Annotated in this window: 15 protein-coding genes and 1 tRNA gene; 6 read left to right on the plus strand and 10 right to left on the minus strand. The window is 68.3% G+C overall.

All coding sequences use genetic code 11. The features are described 5' to 3' along the window. The first annotated feature begins 12 nt into the window (after positions 1 to 12). Genes FHS55_RS20985 through FHS55_RS21010 form a run of 6 tightly spaced genes read left to right on the plus strand, consistent with a single transcriptional unit; the run spans position 13 to position 5,348 of the window. Entirely contained in the window at positions 13 to 1,119 is a 1,107-nt protein-coding gene (locus tag FHS55_RS20985) for a microcin C ABC transporter permease YejB (protein WP_183191772.1), read from the plus strand. Between the two features lie 2 nt (positions 1,120 to 1,121). Further along, positions 1,122 to 2,297, plus strand: coding sequence for an ABC transporter permease (locus FHS55_RS20990; protein ID WP_183191826.1), 1,176 nt, complete (start codon positions 1,122 to 1,124; stop codon positions 2,295 to 2,297). A gap of 34 nt (positions 2,298 to 2,331) precedes the next feature. Further along, positions 2,332 to 2,595 carry a hypothetical protein gene (locus tag FHS55_RS20995; protein ID WP_183191775.1) on the plus strand — a complete coding sequence of 88 codons (264 nt, stop codon included), beginning with the start codon at positions 2,332 to 2,334 and terminating at the stop codon, positions 2,593 to 2,595. A 4-nt stretch (positions 2,596 to 2,599) separates the two neighbouring features. Next, on the plus strand, positions 2,600 to 3,052 hold the full coding sequence (locus tag FHS55_RS21000) for a PIN domain-containing protein (protein WP_183191777.1): 453 nt from the start codon (positions 2,600 to 2,602) through the stop codon (positions 3,050 to 3,052). Next, a complete protein-coding gene (locus tag FHS55_RS21005) occupies positions 3,001 to 4,701 on the plus strand; it encodes an ABC transporter ATP-binding protein (protein WP_183191778.1) in 1,701 nt (566 codons plus the stop codon). The genes FHS55_RS21000 and FHS55_RS21005 overlap by 52 nt, the downstream gene beginning before the upstream one ends. Beyond that, positions 4,698 to 5,348, plus strand: coding sequence for an NUDIX domain-containing protein (locus tag FHS55_RS21010; RefSeq protein ID WP_183191779.1), 651 nt, complete (start codon positions 4,698 to 4,700; stop codon positions 5,346 to 5,348). The genes FHS55_RS21005 and FHS55_RS21010 overlap by 4 nt, the downstream gene beginning before the upstream one ends. A gap of 20 nt (positions 5,349 to 5,368) precedes the next feature. Here FHS55_RS21010 and FHS55_RS21015 read toward each other — a convergent pair whose 3' ends face one another. The 10 genes from FHS55_RS21015 to FHS55_RS21060 all read right to left on the minus strand — a co-directional run bounded on the left by FHS55_RS21015 (position 5,369) and on the right by FHS55_RS21060 (position 14,835). Further along, a complete protein-coding gene (locus tag FHS55_RS21015; RefSeq protein WP_183191780.1) occupies positions 5,369 to 5,827 on the minus strand; it encodes a YbaK/EbsC family protein in 459 nt (152 codons plus the stop codon). Beyond that, positions 5,824 to 6,780 (minus strand): polysaccharide deacetylase family protein, encoded by a 957-nt coding sequence (locus FHS55_RS21020; RefSeq protein WP_183191782.1) that lies wholly within the window; start codon positions 6,778 to 6,780, stop codon positions 5,824 to 5,826. Before FHS55_RS21020 ends, FHS55_RS21015 begins: the two co-directional genes overlap by 4 nt. 48 nt (positions 6,781 to 6,828) lie before the next feature. Beyond that, complete coding sequence (locus tag FHS55_RS21025) at positions 6,829 to 7,134, minus strand: hypothetical protein (RefSeq protein WP_183191784.1); 306 nt, start codon at positions 7,132 to 7,134, stop codon at positions 6,829 to 6,831. A gap of 171 nt (positions 7,135 to 7,305) precedes the next feature. Next, positions 7,306 to 7,379, minus strand: a tRNA-Gly gene (locus tag FHS55_RS21030). Positions 7,380 to 8,060: 681 nt separating this feature from the next. After that, the gene (locus FHS55_RS21035) at positions 8,061 to 9,878 is read right to left on the minus strand and encodes an ABC transporter ATP-binding protein (protein WP_183191786.1); all 1,818 of its coding nucleotides are present in this window, start codon (positions 9,876 to 9,878) and stop codon (positions 8,061 to 8,063) included. A 247-nt stretch (positions 9,879 to 10,125) separates the two neighbouring features. Next, positions 10,126 to 11,388 (minus strand): Zn-dependent hydrolase, encoded by a 1,263-nt coding sequence (locus tag FHS55_RS21040; RefSeq protein WP_183191787.1) that lies wholly within the window; start codon positions 11,386 to 11,388, stop codon positions 10,126 to 10,128. Then, positions 11,385 to 12,383, minus strand: a complete 999-nt coding sequence (locus tag FHS55_RS21045) for a hydroxyacid dehydrogenase (RefSeq protein WP_183191788.1) — start codon at positions 12,381 to 12,383, stop codon at positions 11,385 to 11,387. The genes FHS55_RS21040 and FHS55_RS21045 overlap by 4 nt, the downstream gene beginning before the upstream one ends. 43 nt (positions 12,384 to 12,426) lie before the next feature. Next, entirely contained in the window at positions 12,427 to 13,206 is a 780-nt protein-coding gene (locus FHS55_RS21050) for an SDR family oxidoreductase (RefSeq protein WP_183191790.1), read from the minus strand. 6 nt (positions 13,207 to 13,212) lie between these two features. Beyond that, the gene (locus FHS55_RS21055; RefSeq protein WP_183191792.1) at positions 13,213 to 14,145 is read right to left on the minus strand and encodes a dihydrodipicolinate synthase family protein; all 933 of its coding nucleotides are present in this window, start codon (positions 14,143 to 14,145) and stop codon (positions 13,213 to 13,215) included. Between the two features lie 9 nt (positions 14,146 to 14,154). Then, positions 14,155 to 14,835 (minus strand): GntR family transcriptional regulator, encoded by a 681-nt coding sequence (locus FHS55_RS21060; protein ID WP_183191793.1) that lies wholly within the window; start codon positions 14,833 to 14,835, stop codon positions 14,155 to 14,157. Positions 14,836 to 14,877 lie beyond the last annotated feature (42 nt).

Raw genomic sequence — 14,877 nt, forward strand, 5'->3', positions numbered from 1 at the left:
AAGCCTGATCGCATGCTCGCCTATATCGTCCGCCGCCTCGCCCTGATGGTGCCGACCATCATCGGCATCATGCTGATCTCCTTCATCGTGGTGCAATTCGCCCCGGGCGGGCCGGTCGAGCGGGTGATCTCGCAGATCACCGGCGAGGGCACCGATGCCACCGCCCGCATTTCCGGCAGCGGCGGCGATTTCGGCGGCGGGGCGCGCGGCGCGCAGGCGGGCGACCCCACCGCCTCGAAATATCGCGGCGCGCAGGGGCTGGACCCCGCCTTCATCAAGGAACTGGAAAAGCAGTTCGGCTTCGACAAGCCCGCCTATGAGCGCTTCGGCAAGATGCTGTGGGACTATGCCCGCTTCGATTTCGGGCGCTCCTATTTCCGCGACATCTCGGTCATCGACCTCATCCTGGAGAAGATGCCGGTCTCGATCTCGCTCGGTCTGTGGATGACGCTGCTGACCTACGCCATCTCGATCCCGCTCGGCATCGCCAAAGCCGTGCGCGATGGCTCGCGCTTCGACATGTGGACCTCGGCGGTGATCATCGTCGGCTACGCCATACCGAGCTTCCTGTTCGCCATCCTGCTGATCATCCTGTTCGCCGGCGGCTCGTTCTTCTCGTGGTTCCCCCTGCGCGGGCTCACCTCCGACAATTGGGACCAGATGTCGCTGGGCGCCAAGATCCTCGATTATTTCTGGCATCTCGCCCTGCCGATCATCTCCATGGTGCTCGGCGCCTTCGCCACCATGGCGCTCTTGACCAAGAACTCGTTCCTCGACGAGATCCGCAAGCAATATGTCGTCACCGCGCGGATGAAGGGCCTGTCGGAACGCTCGGTGCTCTATCGCCATGTGTTCCGCAACGCGATGCTGATCATCATTGCCGGCTTTCCCGGCGCGTTCGTCGCCGCCTTCTTCTCCGGCTCGCTGTTGATCGAGACCATCTTCTCGCTGGACGGGCTGGGCCTGCTCGGCTTCGAGAGCGTGCTGAACCGCGATTATCCCGTGGTGTTCGCCAATCTCTACATCTTCTCGCTGGTCGGCCTGGTGGTGAACCTCATCTCCGATCTCACCTATACCTGGGTCGATCCGCGCATCGACTTCGACACGCGGGACGTCTGATGATGGACGCCGCCACGACGCCCCCCACGACCCCGACGAACCCCACAACCGCCGCCATCGGGCCCGCGCCGCGCCGCCCGCGGCTGTCGCCGATCAACCAGCGCCGCCTCGCCAATTTCCGCCGCAACGGGCGCGGCTGGTGGAGCTTCTGGATCTTCTCGGTGCTGTTCGTCGTAACGCTGGGCGCCGAGTTCATCGCCAACGACAAGCCGTTCCTGGTCGAATATGACGGCGGCTATTATTTCCCCGGTCTGGTCGCCTATCCCGAGACCACGTTCGGCGGCGATTTCGAGACCGAGGCGGATTATCGCGACCCCTATCTCAAGAAGCTGATCGCTGAGAAGGGCGGCTGGATGATCTGGCCGCCGATCCGCTACAGCTATTCCACGCATAATCTCGACCTGCCGACCCCTGCCCCCTCCCCGCCGACCTGGATGCTGACCGACGCGCAATGCGCCCCGGTGGTGGAGAAGCTCGGCCGCACCGGGGGCTGCGGCGCGCTGGAATGGAACTGGCTGGGCACCGACGACCAGGGCCGCGACGTGCTGGCCCGCCTCATCTACGGCTTTCGCCTCTCCGTGCTGTTCGGCCTGATCCTGACCATCATCTCCTCCGCCATCGGCGTCGCGGCGGGCGCGGTACAGGGCTATTTCGGCGGCTGGACCGACCTCATCTTCCAGCGCTTCATCGAGATCTGGACCTCGATCCCCGCGCTCTACCTGCTACTGATCATCTCGTCGATCCTCGCCCCCGGCTTCTGGGTGCTGCTCGGCATCCTCCTGCTGTTCTCCTGGGTGTCGCTGGTCGGGCTGGTACGGGCGGAATTCCTGCGCGCGCGCAATTTCGAATACGTGCAGGCGGCGCGCGCGCTCGGCGTGTCGAACGGCGTCATCATGTGGCGGCACATGCTGCCCAACGCGATGGTGGCGACGCTCACCATGCTGCCCTTCATCGTCTCCTCCTCGGTGATGACGCTCACCGCGCTCGACTTCCTCGGCTTCGGCCTTCCCCCCGGCTCGCCCTCGCTCGGCGAATTGCTGGCGCAGGGCAAGTCGAACGTGCAGGCGCCCTGGCTCGGCCTCACCGGCTTCTTCACCGTCGCCTTCATGCTGAGCCTGCTGATCTTCATCGGCGAGGCGGTGCGCGACGCCTTCGACCCGAGGAAGACGTTCGAATGAGCACCGTGGTAGGATCGGCGCGAGGAGAAGGGCGATGAACAAGATCGTGCGCGAGCATTACCCGGTCGAGAAGCTGCCCGAGGATCTGCGGGAAGGCATCGAGGGCACGCATGTGCGCGTGACTTTGGTGACGGAAGTGGTTCCCGGAAGCGAGGCGGATGACAGGATCGACGCCATTCTTCGGAACCCGCAACCTATGACCATCGAACAAGCCCGTGCCTCGGTGGGAAGGCGCGGAACCACGACCGACGAGGCTGTTGCCCGCATCCGTGCCCTGCGCGACGAATGGGGCGACTGAACCGGTGAGATTCTACTTAGACACAAATGCGTTCATCGAGGCTGTGGAGACACCTGGCCGCACAGCTGAGGCTTTCGGAATGGTTCTGCAGCGAGCAGGCCGCAGTAATTTACCGATCGCCTCCGTGACGAGCGAACTTACCTTGGCCGAGTTGCTCGTGAAGCCGATACGGGACCGGGACGAGGCGCTGGTCGCGGCGTATAACAATCTGCTTGCCGGAGGCGGAGAGGCCGTTGCTACCATTCCCATATCGCTCGACATTCTAAGAGACGCCGCACGTATCCTGGCGCATCACAAGGGGCTGAAACTGCCCGATGCCATCCATGTTGCCACCGCTGAACGCGCTTCCTGCACGCAGATATTGAGCAGCGACAAGCGTCTTCAATCAGGCACCCGCTTGCCCGTATGGGACACCCACGGCGCCGACCTGGCCGCTTTCATCGAGATGATGTCTTGAACGACTCCCCCCTCCTCTCCGTCGAGGACCTCTCCGTCGCCTTCACCCAGGGGGAGCGCACTACGCTCGTGGTGGATCATGTGTCCTTCGCTGTCGGGCGCGGGGAAACGGTGGCGCTGGTGGGGGAATCGGGTTCGGGCAAGTCCGTCACCGCCCTGTCCATCCTCAAGCTCCTGCAATATCCCGCCGCCTCGCACCCTTCCGGCCGTGTCCTGTTCGAGGGGCAGGACCTGCTCGCCATGGACGAGCACGCCATCCGGGGCGTGCGCGGCAATGACATCACCATGGTGTTCCAGGAGCCGATGAGTTCGCTGAATCCACTGCACACGGTGGAGCAGCAGATCGGCGAGATCCTCTTCCTGCACCGGGGCATGCGCGGGCCGGCGGCGCGGGCGCGGGTGATCGAACTGCTCACCGAGGTGGGAATCCCGGAGCCGGAGACGCGGCTCGGCTCCTACCCGCACCAGCTTTCCGGCGGCCAGCGCCAGCGCGTGATGATCGCGATGGCGCTCGCCAACGAGCCCAAGCTCCTGATCGCCGACGAGCCGACCACCGCGCTCGATGTCACGGTGCAGGCGCAGATCCTCACGCTGCTGAAGGAGCTTCAGCAGCGGCTGGGCATGGCCATGCTGTTCATCACCCATGATCTCGGCATCGTGCGCAGGGTCGCCGACCGGGTCTGCGTGATGAACCATGGCCGCATCGTCGAGGCGCGGCCGGTAGCGGATATCTTCGCCAATCCGGAACATGCCTATACAAGGGCGCTGATCGCCGCCCAGCCGCGCGGCAACCCCGCCCCGCCCCATCCGGAAGCCCCACTGGTGCTGCAGGCCAACGACCTCAAGGTGTGGTTCCCGATCAAGGCCGGCGTGCTGCGCCGCACGGTCGGCCACATCAAGGCCGTCGATGGTGTGACCATCGCCATTCGCCGCGGCGAGACGCTCGGCGTGGTGGGCGAATCCGGCTCCGGCAAGACCACGCTCGGCCTCGCGCTGCTACGGCTCATCTCCAGCGAGGGTCCGATCGTCTTCATGGGTAAGCCCATCGACACGCTCGGCTATGGCGAGATGCGCGCGCAGCGCCACGCAATGCAGATCGTGTTCCAGGACCCGTTCGGCTCGCTCTCCCCGCGCATGTCGATCACCGACATCATCGGCGAGGGCCTGCGCGTGCACCAGCCCCAGCTGGACGCCGACGCGCGCGATGCCCGCGTGGTCGCCGCCTTGCGGGATGTCGGCCTGGAGCCGGAGACCCGCCACCGTTACCCGCACGAATTCTCCGGCGGGCAGCGCCAGCGCGTCGCCATCGCCCGCGCCATCGTGCTGGAACCCTCCTTCATCGTGCTCGACGAACCGACCAGCGCGCTCGACATGATCGTGCAGGCGCAGATCGTCGATCTGCTGCGCGATCTGCAGCAGCGCCGCGACCTCACCTACATGTTCATCAGCCACGATCTGCGCGTGGTCGCCGCGCTCGCCTCGACGCTTCTGGTGATGAAGCAGGGGGTGGTGGTCGAGCAAGGCGCCGCCGCCGAACTGTTCGCCGCGCCGAAGACCGAGTACACGCGCACGCTGTTCGCCGCCGCCTTCAACCTGGATACGGACGCGGCGGGAATGCCGGCGGGCCTGCCGGCCGGGGTGCAGCCATGATCGCGCGTGCCGGGATCGGCGAACTGGCCGACCGCGCGGTCGAACTCACCCTGCAAGGCCCGGTCCGGCTGGATGACGGCGGGTTCCGCCCCTATGAGCGCTTCGAGATCACCCTCGCGGACGCGGGCGAGGCCCCGCTGGAGCAGACGCGCGACATCCTGCGCGTCGGCCCCGTGGTCGCCGCACTCGCCTATGATCCCGCATGCGCCTGCTTCGTGCTCATCCGCCAGTTCCGCGTGACCGCGCATCTCGCGCGAGGCGCCGGCGAGATCGTCGAACTCGCCGCCGGTCTGGTGGAGCCGGGCGAAGCCGCCGAACCCGCCATACGGCGCGAGTGCCGCGAGGAGATCGGCGTCGCCCCGCGCGCGCTGCTGCCGATGCTCACCTTCATGCCGAGCCCGGGCGTCACCGACGAACAGGCCAGCCTGTTCCTCGCTCTGGTCGATTCCCGCCAGGTGCCGGCACAGGCGGGCGAACCGGGCGAAAACGAGCTCACCCGCCCCTTCCTGGTGCCGGTGGCGGACGCGCTGGCCCAGCTGACCGCGCCGTTTCCCGGCGCGATCGGCAATTCCTTCGTGCTCGTCGCGCTGCAATGGTTCGCGCTCAACCGCGAGCGGATCGACGCCTTCGTCGCCGCGCAGGGCTGAGCCCGCCGGCAAGACACACGCTACCGGCAGACGTCGACCCAGGAGGCGTCGACCAGCTCGGCGAGGCGGGCGGGCGCGATCCGCAGCGCGCTGTTGGTGGAGCCGGCGGCCGGCACCACGTCCTCGAACCTTTGCAGCGACACGTCACAATAGACCGGCAGCGCCGTCGCGAGGCCGAACGGGCAGACGCCGCCCACGGGGTGGCCGGTCAACGCCAGCACCTCCTCCACCCCGAGCAGGCTCACCTTGCCGCCGAACGTCGCCTTGGCCTTCGCATTGTCCAGCCGCGCCTCGCCACCCGTCACCAGAAGGAAACGGCGCTCGCCGACGCGCAGCGACAGCGTCTTGGCGATCTGCGCCGGCGCCACCCCATGCCCCGCCGCCGCCTCGGCCACCGTGGCGGTGCTCTGCGCCAGTTCGAGAATGGCAATATCCGGCGCCCTCGATGCGAGGAAGGCGCGTACGCTATCGAGGCTCATGCGGCGTTTCCCGGGGAGGTTTCGGTGTCCCCGGCCCTGCCGGCCGCCATCGGCTCGGTGTCCCCGGGCCTCTCCTCCGGCACCTGAGCCATGAAGCTCTCGGCGATATCGCCGGCGCGGGCGATCCAGATGCGATCCGCCTGATCGGCGATATGGGCGAGCGCCCGCCGCAGATGGCGCATCCGGTGCGGCTGGCCGACAATATAGGGATGCAGCGCCAGCCCCATGACCAGCGGCGCCCGCCGCGCATTGGGCAGCATCTCCTCGAAATGGTCGATGATCATGTCTGCGAAGGCCGGCGCCTCCATCTGCCGCGCCATGATGGCGGGAATGTCGTTCAGCTCCTGCGGATAGGGCACGGACAGGATCCGCCCGCCGCCGCGCGCGCGCATCCACACCGGCTGGTCGTCCATGCACCAGTCGAGCAGGTAGCGATAGCCCTGCTCGGCCAGCAGGTCCGGCGTGGCGCGGCTCTGCGAGATCCACGGTCCCAGCCAGCCGGCCGGCGGCGCACCCTCCGCCTGCGCGATGACCGCCGTCGCCTCGGCGATCAGCGCGGCCTCGCCTTCCTCCGGCAGGTCGCCCTGGCGCTCGCTGTTGCTGCGCCCATGGCCGACGATCTCGTCCCCACGCGCCCGGAACGCCGCGACCACCTCGGGGCAATACTCGTAGATGGCGCTGTTGACGAGCACCGAGGCCGGCAGGTCCAGTTCGTCCAGCAGCGCGATCAGCCGCCACACGCCGACGCGGTTGCCATAGTCGCGCCAGCTGAAATTGGCGACGTCGGGCTGCGGCGTCGGGGCGACAAGCGCGGCGCCAAGTCCCTCTCCGAAGGCGAAGTGCTCCAGATTCACCGCGACATAGACGGCCAGCCCCTCCCCCTTCGGCCAGCGGAAATCCGGACGACGGGTGATGGGCCGATAATCGTAGCGGCCATGGTCCGGCAGGTGCATCGCATCTCATCCGCGGGAGGGTTCAACAATGGCCGACCAAGGCGCGCCTCAATCGCCCCGCTGATAGGGCTCGCGGCAGCGATAGCCGACAAAGCACTGGGACTGGTCGCGCGTCTGGATCCAGGACGGCGCCGCCACCTCTTCCTGCGCGCTGCAATAGCCCTGATTGGCGACATAGCGATCGAACAGGTTGGGACCGGTGCCAATGACGACAGCCCCCCTCTCGCGCACCAGCGCCGCCGTAGCGGCACAGCTCATGTTCAGCGAGTTGGGCATGGACTGGGCAAAGGCTGCCGGAACCATGCAACAGGCCGACAGCACGATGGCAACAGACAACGGAACGAGACGCATCATCAACCTCCTCCAACCCACCCGGCCGGCCCGCCACCAGCCCATGCCGGCAGCCCGGCCAGACAAAGCCCCGCAAATTACATCAGCCGCGCGACGACGGGGAGCGAACTCGCACGGCAAAAAGGCCTCGCAATCATTCGAGACCGACCATGACACCGAGTTGTGAAGAAACGCTGGAGCGGGCGAAGGGAATCGAACCCTCGTATGCAGCTTGGGAAGCTGCCGTTCTACCATTGAACTACGCCCGCTCTGAGCGGGCGCACCTTAGAAGCACGACGGGGGTAGTTTCAAGCCCCCGCGCGCCGCATTGCACAGGTGGAGTGACCCACCATCGGGTATTTCGATGGTCGAGGCCGCATGCAAGCCGCAGTGCCGGATTTCTCGATCCGGGCTGGATCGAAGCCCTCCAGCCGCGCACCGGGACAGTAGCTTTCACCGGGGCGCGGCCATGGATCAGCCAGCCTCTATCTGTGGGGCGTCATCCCGCCCCGCTTCTCGACAACGCCCCTCGGGAGCCTGCCCAAGCCATGTTCGGGACAGGTTTTGGGAGCTGACCGGCACGATGGTCGCGCTATTCACCCCCTGGGAAGCGCACACGGCCCGCAGATCGGCCCTGGGGTCGTGGAGGAGCAAGGCTGGAGGGGGGACGCTTCGCGTCATCCGGCGAGGATCTGCGGTGGGAGGAACAACGCCCCGTCGATGCTGGATACCGGATCATCCTGTGCGCCGGCTCACGGTCACATCGTCCGATCATTGCGCGCTCGTGCCAAGGGAAGCGACGAATCGGTCAGCGACGACGGCCTCGGCAAGATGTCCGCGAACCGGCGATGGTTGCCTCCTCGAACGTGCGATGCATGCGCGGGACCCATCCGCCCTCGGCGGCGCGCGGCCCGATGAACAAGGCCGAGCAACCTTCTTGGCGACAACACCTAACCCACCACCGGCTCCTCATCATCCTCCACGGCCGCGATCTGCGCCATGCCATCCGACTGGCGCTCGAACAGCCGACGGTAGCGCCCTCCCGCCTTGGCGAGCAGCGTCTCATGCCGGCCGTCCTCAAGGATGCGGCCGTGCTCGAACACCAGGATGCGGTCCATCGCCCGCACCGTGGAAAGCCGGTGCGCGATGACGATGGCCGTGCGCCCCTGCATCAGCCGCTCCATCGCCTGCTGGATCGCCGCCTCGGACTCGGAATCGAGGCTGGAGGTCGCTTCATCCAGAATGAGGATCGGCGCATCGGCGAGGAAGGCGCGGGCGATCGCCACCCGCTGGCGCTCGCCACCGGAGAGCTTCACGCCCCGTTCGCCGACCAGCGTGCGGTAGCCCTTCGGCAGCCGCTCGATGAAGTCATGCGCGTTGGCGAGCCGTGCCGCGCGCTCGATCTCCCCCTGGCTGGCACCGGGCCGGGCATAGGCGATGTTCTCCGCCAGCGTGCGGTGAAACAGGATCGGCTCCTGCTGCACGATCGCGATCTGCTGGCGCAGCGAGGCCTGCGCCACCTCGCGCACATCGTGCCCGTCGATCAGCACCCGCCCGTCGCTCACGTCATAAAGCCGCTGCAGCAGCTTGACGAAGGTGGTCTTGCCCGAGCCGGACGGCCCGACCAGCCCCACGCGCTGCCCGGCCGGGATCCGCACGTCGAGCCCGGCAAACAGCGGCGCGGCATGGCGACCATAGTGGAAGGTGACGTGATCGAAGCGCACCTCGCCGCCCCGCACCGCCAGAGGCGCCGCCGCGTCGCGGTCGGCGACGCCGGCTGTGAGCCCGTGAAGGTCGACCATCTCCTCCATGTCGTTCACCGCGCGCTGGAGGTTGTGCACATGCTGGCCGATCTCGCGCAGATAGCCGTGCAGCACGAAATAGGTGGTCAGCACATAGGTGACGTCGCCGGGCGTGGCACGGCCCTGCCACCACAGCCACAGCGCGGTGGCGGTGACGGTGGTGCGCACCACCCAGAGCAGCGCGAATTCGCCGCTGGCGCTCCAGGTCGCGAGCGTCCAGGTGCGCCGCACCCGCAGGCGCCAGCGCGTGACCACGGCAGCCAGCCGCGCATCCTCGCGCGCCTCGGCGCCGAACGCCTTCACCACCTGATTGGCGCCGAGCGTATCGGAGAGGATGCCGCCGATACGGGTGTCCCACGCGTTGGAGAGCCGCGCGGCCGGGGCCACGACGCGGGTGGCGAGCGTGACCGTGAGCGCGCCATAGGCCAGCGCGCCAACCGCCATCACCAGCCCCATCAGGGGCCAGTGCAGCATCAGCAGCAGCACCGTGCCGACCAGCACCACCACGGAGGGCAGCAGCGAGAGCAGGATCACGTCGTTGATGACGTCCAGCGCCCACATGCCGCGGGTGATCTTGCGTACGGTGGAGCCGGCGAAGCTGTTGGCGTGCCAGTCGCTGGAAAAGCGCTGCACCCGGTGGAACGCCTCGCGCACCACATCCGACATGATGTGAAGCGTCAGCGGCACCACGCCCCACCAGGCGAGATGGCGTAGCACGACCATGACTAGGCCGAGGCCCGCCATCATGAGGAAAGCCTCCAGCGCGGCGGGGGCCTCGCTCTTGCCGGCCGCGAGCGCGTCGATCAGCCGGCCGGCATAGAGCGGCACGAAGATCTCGGTCAGCGTCGCGAGCACGATGGCCGCGCCGATGCCGGCCGCCATCGGCCAGCGGCGCGCCCAGTGGCGGAACGTGAAGGCAAGGACGTCGCGCAGCGCGTCGCTGCCGCGTTTGGACGAGAAGGACATGGGAAACGCAGGCGCGAAAGACGCGCCTCTCCTGCGAAGGAAACGGGCTCAGCGCGGGGAATAGGGACGGTATGGCGGGGGAGCGCGGCTCCGCAGCCTGCCGAACTAGCCGTGCGGCTTCACAGCCGGGACGGGCTGACGAAACTGAATAGTCATTCGCGCCCCTCCCTGGTTCGCAGTGTTCATGATGAATTGCGTTTACCACAGGGATGCCCGGGAGGCAATCAGCGCCAGCCCCGCGCGCGCCTCACGCCGGCCGGCCAGCCAGAAACGCCAGCAGCAGCCGCACCGCGGCGGCGAAATCCTCCATCCGCATGGCCTCAAGCGGGTTGTGGCTGCCATGCTGGTTGCGCACGAAGATGAGGCTGGCGGGCACCCCCTGCGCGGCGAAGGTGGCGGTGTCGTGCCCGGCGCCGCTCGGCATCTCGATCGCGCGCAACCCGGCGCGCCCTGCCGCCTGCGCAAGCTCCCCCCTGAGGGCCGGATCGAGGATGGCCGGGGTGCTGCCGGTGCGTGCGCCGAACTCGAAGCGCACGCCGCGCCGCTGCGCGATCCCGTCGGCATGGGCCATCAGTTCGGCATGGAGCCGCTCCAGCACGCCCTCGCTTTCGCTGCGCACATCGAGGCAGAAACCGACCTCGCCGGGCACCTTGGAAAAGGCGTGCTGGACGGGATCGGTCGCCACCTCGCCGAACGTGATGGTGGCGCCAAGGCCCTCGCGCTCCAGCCCGTCCCAGCTGGTCTCCAGCGCGGCGACTAGATGGGCGAAGCCGAGCACCGCATCCTGCCGGTAGGCGCGCGGCACGGCACCGGAATGGCCGTAGGCGCCGAGGCATCGCCCGTGGCGATAGCGGAACGAGCCGGCAATGCCGGTCACAAGACCCAGCGGCACGCCCGCGCGCTCCAGCACCGGCCCCTGTTCGATATGCACCTCGATGAAGCCGTGAATGCGCGCGGGGTCGAGAAACGCCTTCCCGCGCGCCACCGCCTCCGGATCAAGGCCGAGCCGCTCCATATGCTCACGCAGCGTCAGCCCGCTATCGGCCCGGCGCGCCTCCAGCGCCTCGCGCGGGAGCCCGCCAAAGGCCGCGCGGCTGCCGAGATAGGAGACGGGAAACCACGTGCTCTCCTCGGCGCGAATCACCATCACGGTGAGGTTGCGTTCGGGACGCCGGCCTTCCTGCCGCAACGCGTGGACCACCGCGAGCCCGGCCAGCACGCCGGCGGCGCCGTCGTAATTGCCGCCATGCGGCACGCTGTCCATATGCGAACCGAGGATCCAGCCCGGAAGCTGGGGCGTGGTGCCGGCCAGCGTCAGGTAGAGATTTCCGGCGGCATCGGTCGCCTCATCCAGATCGAGCTCCCGGCCCGCCGCGCGCACCCGTGCATGAGCGAATTCCTCACCCGCGCCATAGGCCGCCCGGGTAATGCCCGGCGCATCGGTCGTGTTGACGCGAAGCTCCTCGAACAGGCCTTCGGCGAAGGCGGTGGCCGCGTCGAGCGCGCTCACGCCCCGGCCTCGCTCCGCGCCCCGATGCGGCGGGCGGTCCACGCCTGCGGATTGACCAGATGGGTGGGCCGGCGCCCGGCCAGCGCGGCGATCACCTCTCCCGCTAGCACGGTCGCGGTGCGCTTGAGCGCGGCCTGCGTGGAGCCGGAGACGTGCGGGGTCAGCACCACATTGTCGAGCCCGATCAGCGGCGAGGCCGGCGGCAGCGGCTCGACCTCGAACACATCGAGGCCGGCGCCGCCGATACGCCCCTCGCGCAGCGCTACCGCCAGCGCGGCCTCATCCACCACCGTGCCACGCGCGGTATTGATGAGCAGGGCCGAGGGCTTCATGCGGGCGATCTGCGCCGCGCCGATCAGGTGGCGGGTGCCCTCCCCGCCGGGCAGGTGCAGCGAGACGATGTCGGCCACGCCCAGCAGGTCGTCGAGCGCGGCGATCTGGGGGAAGCCCGCCGCCGCCACCGCCGGATCGGCCGGCCGCCGCGTCCACACCACGACCTCCATGCCGAGCGCCCGCGCGAGGCGCGCGGTGGCCGCCCCGATGGCGCCGAAGCCGACGACGCCGAAAATCGCGCACTCCAGCTCGGTCAGCGCGGAGCGATATTTGAACGTCCCGTCGCTCGCCCGCGCCGCCCGGTCGCCCGGACCGAGCGACTTGGCGAGATGGAACACGAGCGCCAGCGCGTGCTCCGCCACCGAGCGCGCATTGGCGCCCGGCGTGTTGACCACCAGAATGCCGCGCGCGGTGGCGGCCGCGAGGTCGACATTGTCGACCCCCGCGCCATGCACGCCGATGACCTCCAGCCCCGGCGCGGCATCCATCAGCGCCGCGTCGACGCGCGCGTCGCGGGTCAGCACGGCGCGCGCACCGGCGATCTCCCCGGCCAGCGCCTCTCGTTCCAGCGAGCGGGACAGCCGGCTGTCATGGCCGGCAGCGCGCAAAAGGGCCGGCCCGTCATCGTGAATGCGCTGGAGGATCAGGCAGAGCGAAGCCATGGAAGCCCCTTCGGACCGAGAAACTTTTCGGACACCGCCAACATCAGATGCCGCGGATGGCGCCGCCGTCGACGCGCACGGTCGAGCCGGTCATGTAGCTCGCGCGCGCGCTGGCGAGGAAGGCGACGACGTCAGCGAATTCCTGCGGCGTGCCGTAGCGCCCCATCGGAATGGTGGAGCGGGAGGCCGCCGCGACCTGCTCCACATCCTGGCCGGTGCGGGTGGCGGCCGCCGCGTCGAGCTCGTCGACACGCTGGGTATGGATGCGGCCGGGCAGCACGGAATTCACCGTCACCCCCTCCGCCGCCACCTCGCCGGCCAGGGTCTTGGCCCAGCCGACGATGGAGGCGCGCAGCGCGTTGGAAATGCCGAGATTGGGGATGGGCTGCGCCACGCCGGACGAGACCACGTTGACGATGCGCCCGAAGCCGCGCGCGCGCATGCCCGGCAGCAGCCGCGCCGTCACGAGGAAGATGGCCGAGACCATGGTCTCGAACTGCGCGCTCCACACCTCCGGCGCCACGCTCGCGACCGGGCCCGGCGGCGGGCCGCCGGAATTGTTCACGAGAATGTCGATCGGCTCGCCCGCCAGCGTCTCGAGCGCCGCCAGCACCGAGGCGCGGTCGGCGAGATCGAGCCGCTGGATGCGGGCCGTGCCGCCGGCCGCACGAATGCCGGCGGCGGCCTCCTCCAGCGCGGCCGCGTTGCGCCCCGCCAGGATGACGACGGCGCCCTCGCGTGCAAGCGTGCGGGCAATGGCAAGGCCGAGGCCCCGGCTCGCGCCGAGCACCAGCGCGGTGCGTCCTTCAAATCCCAGATCCATGGCGCGTCACCCGTGCAGCTTGCGCTGCAGCCGCTCCATGAGCTCGGTCAGCTCCTGGTGGTCGCGCGCGGTCAGCTTCGGGCCGGGATGGCGAGTGTCGGAACAGGCGATGATGCCGCGCCGCTTCAGCACTTCCTTGCGAATGGCGAGGCCGAAGCCCATCTGCTGCTCGTGCCGCAGGATCGGCAGATAGATGTCGAACAGGTCCTCGGCGCCCTCGACATCGCCGGCATGGAACTTCTCCACCACGCCCACCAGCATTTCGGGATAGGCGAAGCCAGTCATGGCGCCATCGACGCCGCGGCGCAGTTCCTGCGGCAGGTAGAGCCCGCCATTGCCGACGAGGATCGACACGCGCCGCCCCTCGCCCTTGTCGGAGCGCTCGCGCAGCCTGGTGATCTTGGGCAGGCCCGAGCCTTCCTCATGCTTGAGCATGACAAAGTTCGGGAAAGCGTCGATCAGCCGGTGGAGCACGCTGACCGAACTCACCGTGTTGGTGGTCTGCGGGTAGTCCTGGTAGCACACCGGCACGTCCGGCCCGAGCCGCGTGAGCACTTCCGCCCAGTATCCGAACACCTGGTCATCGGTCTTGAGGAAGGGCTGCGGGGAGATCATGAGCCCGGCCGCGCCAAGGTCCATCGCCGTCTTCGCGAAGCGCACCAGATTGTCCGTGCCGGGATTGGAGGCACCCACCACGATGGGCTTGCGCCCGTCCACCCGCTTCATGACGTGTTCGAGGAAAGCGCGCGCCTCGGTCGGGGCGAGCTTGGGCGCCTCGCCCAGCACCCCGAGAATGGTGATGCCGGTCACGCCCGTCTCGAAATAGAAATCGATGAGCGAATCGGTACTGGCGAAATCCACCTCGCCCGTCTCGGTGAAGGGCGTGGGCGAAATGATGTAGACGCCCCGGGTCTGTTCGTTGATCTTCTCGGCCGACATGGTCGTTCCTCAGATGGCGCTGAGCTTCGCGATGATGCTCAGCTTGACGTTCTCGATATGGGTCTGGATGCCGGCGCGGGCGCCGTCGCGGTCCTCTCGGCGCAGGGCCTCGATGATGGCGAGATGCTCGCGATGGCCGATCTCGAAGCGTTCGGGCACGCGGTCCATGTTGAACATGTGCGTCTTGAGCCTGAGGTCGTGGATCTGCTTGGCCAGCACGGCATTGCCGCTGCGCGTGGCGATCATGGAATGAAACCGGGTGTCGACTTCCCAGTCCCGCTCGGCGCTCGGCATCGGCGCGGCGATCAGGGCACGGATCGCCTGTTCGGCGGCGTCGAGCTCGGCCAGCGGAATGCGCCCGGCGGCCAGTCGCACCGCCTCGCCCTCCAGGATCTGGCGCACATGCAGGGTCTCGATCAGTTCGCGGGTCGAGAACTCCTTCACCACCAGCACCCCGCCGGGCTTGCGGGTGATGAAGCCCTCGCTCTCCAGCCGGTTCAGCGCATCGCGCACCGGCGTGCGGGAAATGGCCAGAGCCTCGGCGAGGCGGCGCTCCTGCAGCACCGCGCCGACCGGGATCTCGCGCCGGATCAGCCGGTCCAGAAGGTCGTTATAGGCCATCTGGCTGAGGCTTTCCTCGCGCTCTTCGACAAGGCCGGTCGCGGGCTTTCGGGGGGCGGGAATCGACATGGGAAACTCTGCTGCGGCGAGAACACGCGCCGATCGGATCGC

Source organism: Ancylobacter tetraedralis, assembly GCF_014195655.1.
Lineage (GTDB): Bacteria > Pseudomonadota > Alphaproteobacteria > Rhizobiales > Xanthobacteraceae > Ancylobacter > Ancylobacter tetraedralis.

Excerpts from the sequence above, each read along its gene's own strand:
- FHS55_RS21055 (WP_183191792.1), bottom strand. The coding sequence starts at position 14,145 with ATGTCGGCCGAGAAGATCAACGAACAGACCCGGGGCGTCTACATCATT.
- FHS55_RS21015 (WP_183191780.1), bottom strand. The coding sequence starts at position 5,827 with ATGAGCCTCGATAGCGTACGCGCCTTCCTCGCATCGAGGGCGCCGGAT.
- FHS55_RS21035 (WP_183191786.1), bottom strand. The coding sequence starts at position 9,878 with ATGTCCTTCTCGTCCAAACGCGGCAGCGACGCGCTGCGCGACGTCCTT.
- FHS55_RS20985 (WP_183191772.1), top strand. The coding sequence starts at position 13 with ATGCTCGCCTATATCGTCCGCCGCCTCGCCCTGATGGTGCCGACCATC.
- FHS55_RS21025 (WP_183191784.1), bottom strand. The coding sequence starts at position 7,134 with ATGATGCGTCTCGTTCCGTTGTCTGTTGCCATCGTGCTGTCGGCCTGT.
- FHS55_RS20995 (WP_183191775.1), top strand. The coding sequence starts at position 2,332 with ATGAACAAGATCGTGCGCGAGCATTACCCGGTCGAGAAGCTGCCCGAG.
- FHS55_RS21010 (WP_183191779.1), top strand. The coding sequence starts at position 4,698 with ATGATCGCGCGTGCCGGGATCGGCGAACTGGCCGACCGCGCGGTCGAA.
- FHS55_RS21005 (WP_183191778.1), top strand. The coding sequence starts at position 3,001 with ATGGGACACCCACGGCGCCGACCTGGCCGCTTTCATCGAGATGATGTC.
- FHS55_RS21045 (WP_183191788.1), bottom strand. The coding sequence starts at position 12,383 with ATGGCTTCGCTCTGCCTGATCCTCCAGCGCATTCACGATGACGGGCCG.
- FHS55_RS21020 (WP_183191782.1), bottom strand. The coding sequence starts at position 6,780 with ATGCACCTGCCGGACCATGGCCGCTACGATTATCGGCCCATCACCCGT.
- FHS55_RS20990 (WP_183191826.1), top strand. The coding sequence starts at position 1,122 with ATGGACGCCGCCACGACGCCCCCCACGACCCCGACGAACCCCACAACC.
- FHS55_RS21050 (WP_183191790.1), bottom strand. The coding sequence starts at position 13,206 with ATGGATCTGGGATTTGAAGGACGCACCGCGCTGGTGCTCGGCGCGAGC.
- FHS55_RS21060 (WP_183191793.1), bottom strand. The coding sequence starts at position 14,835 with ATGTCGATTCCCGCCCCCCGAAAGCCCGCGACCGGCCTTGTCGAAGAG.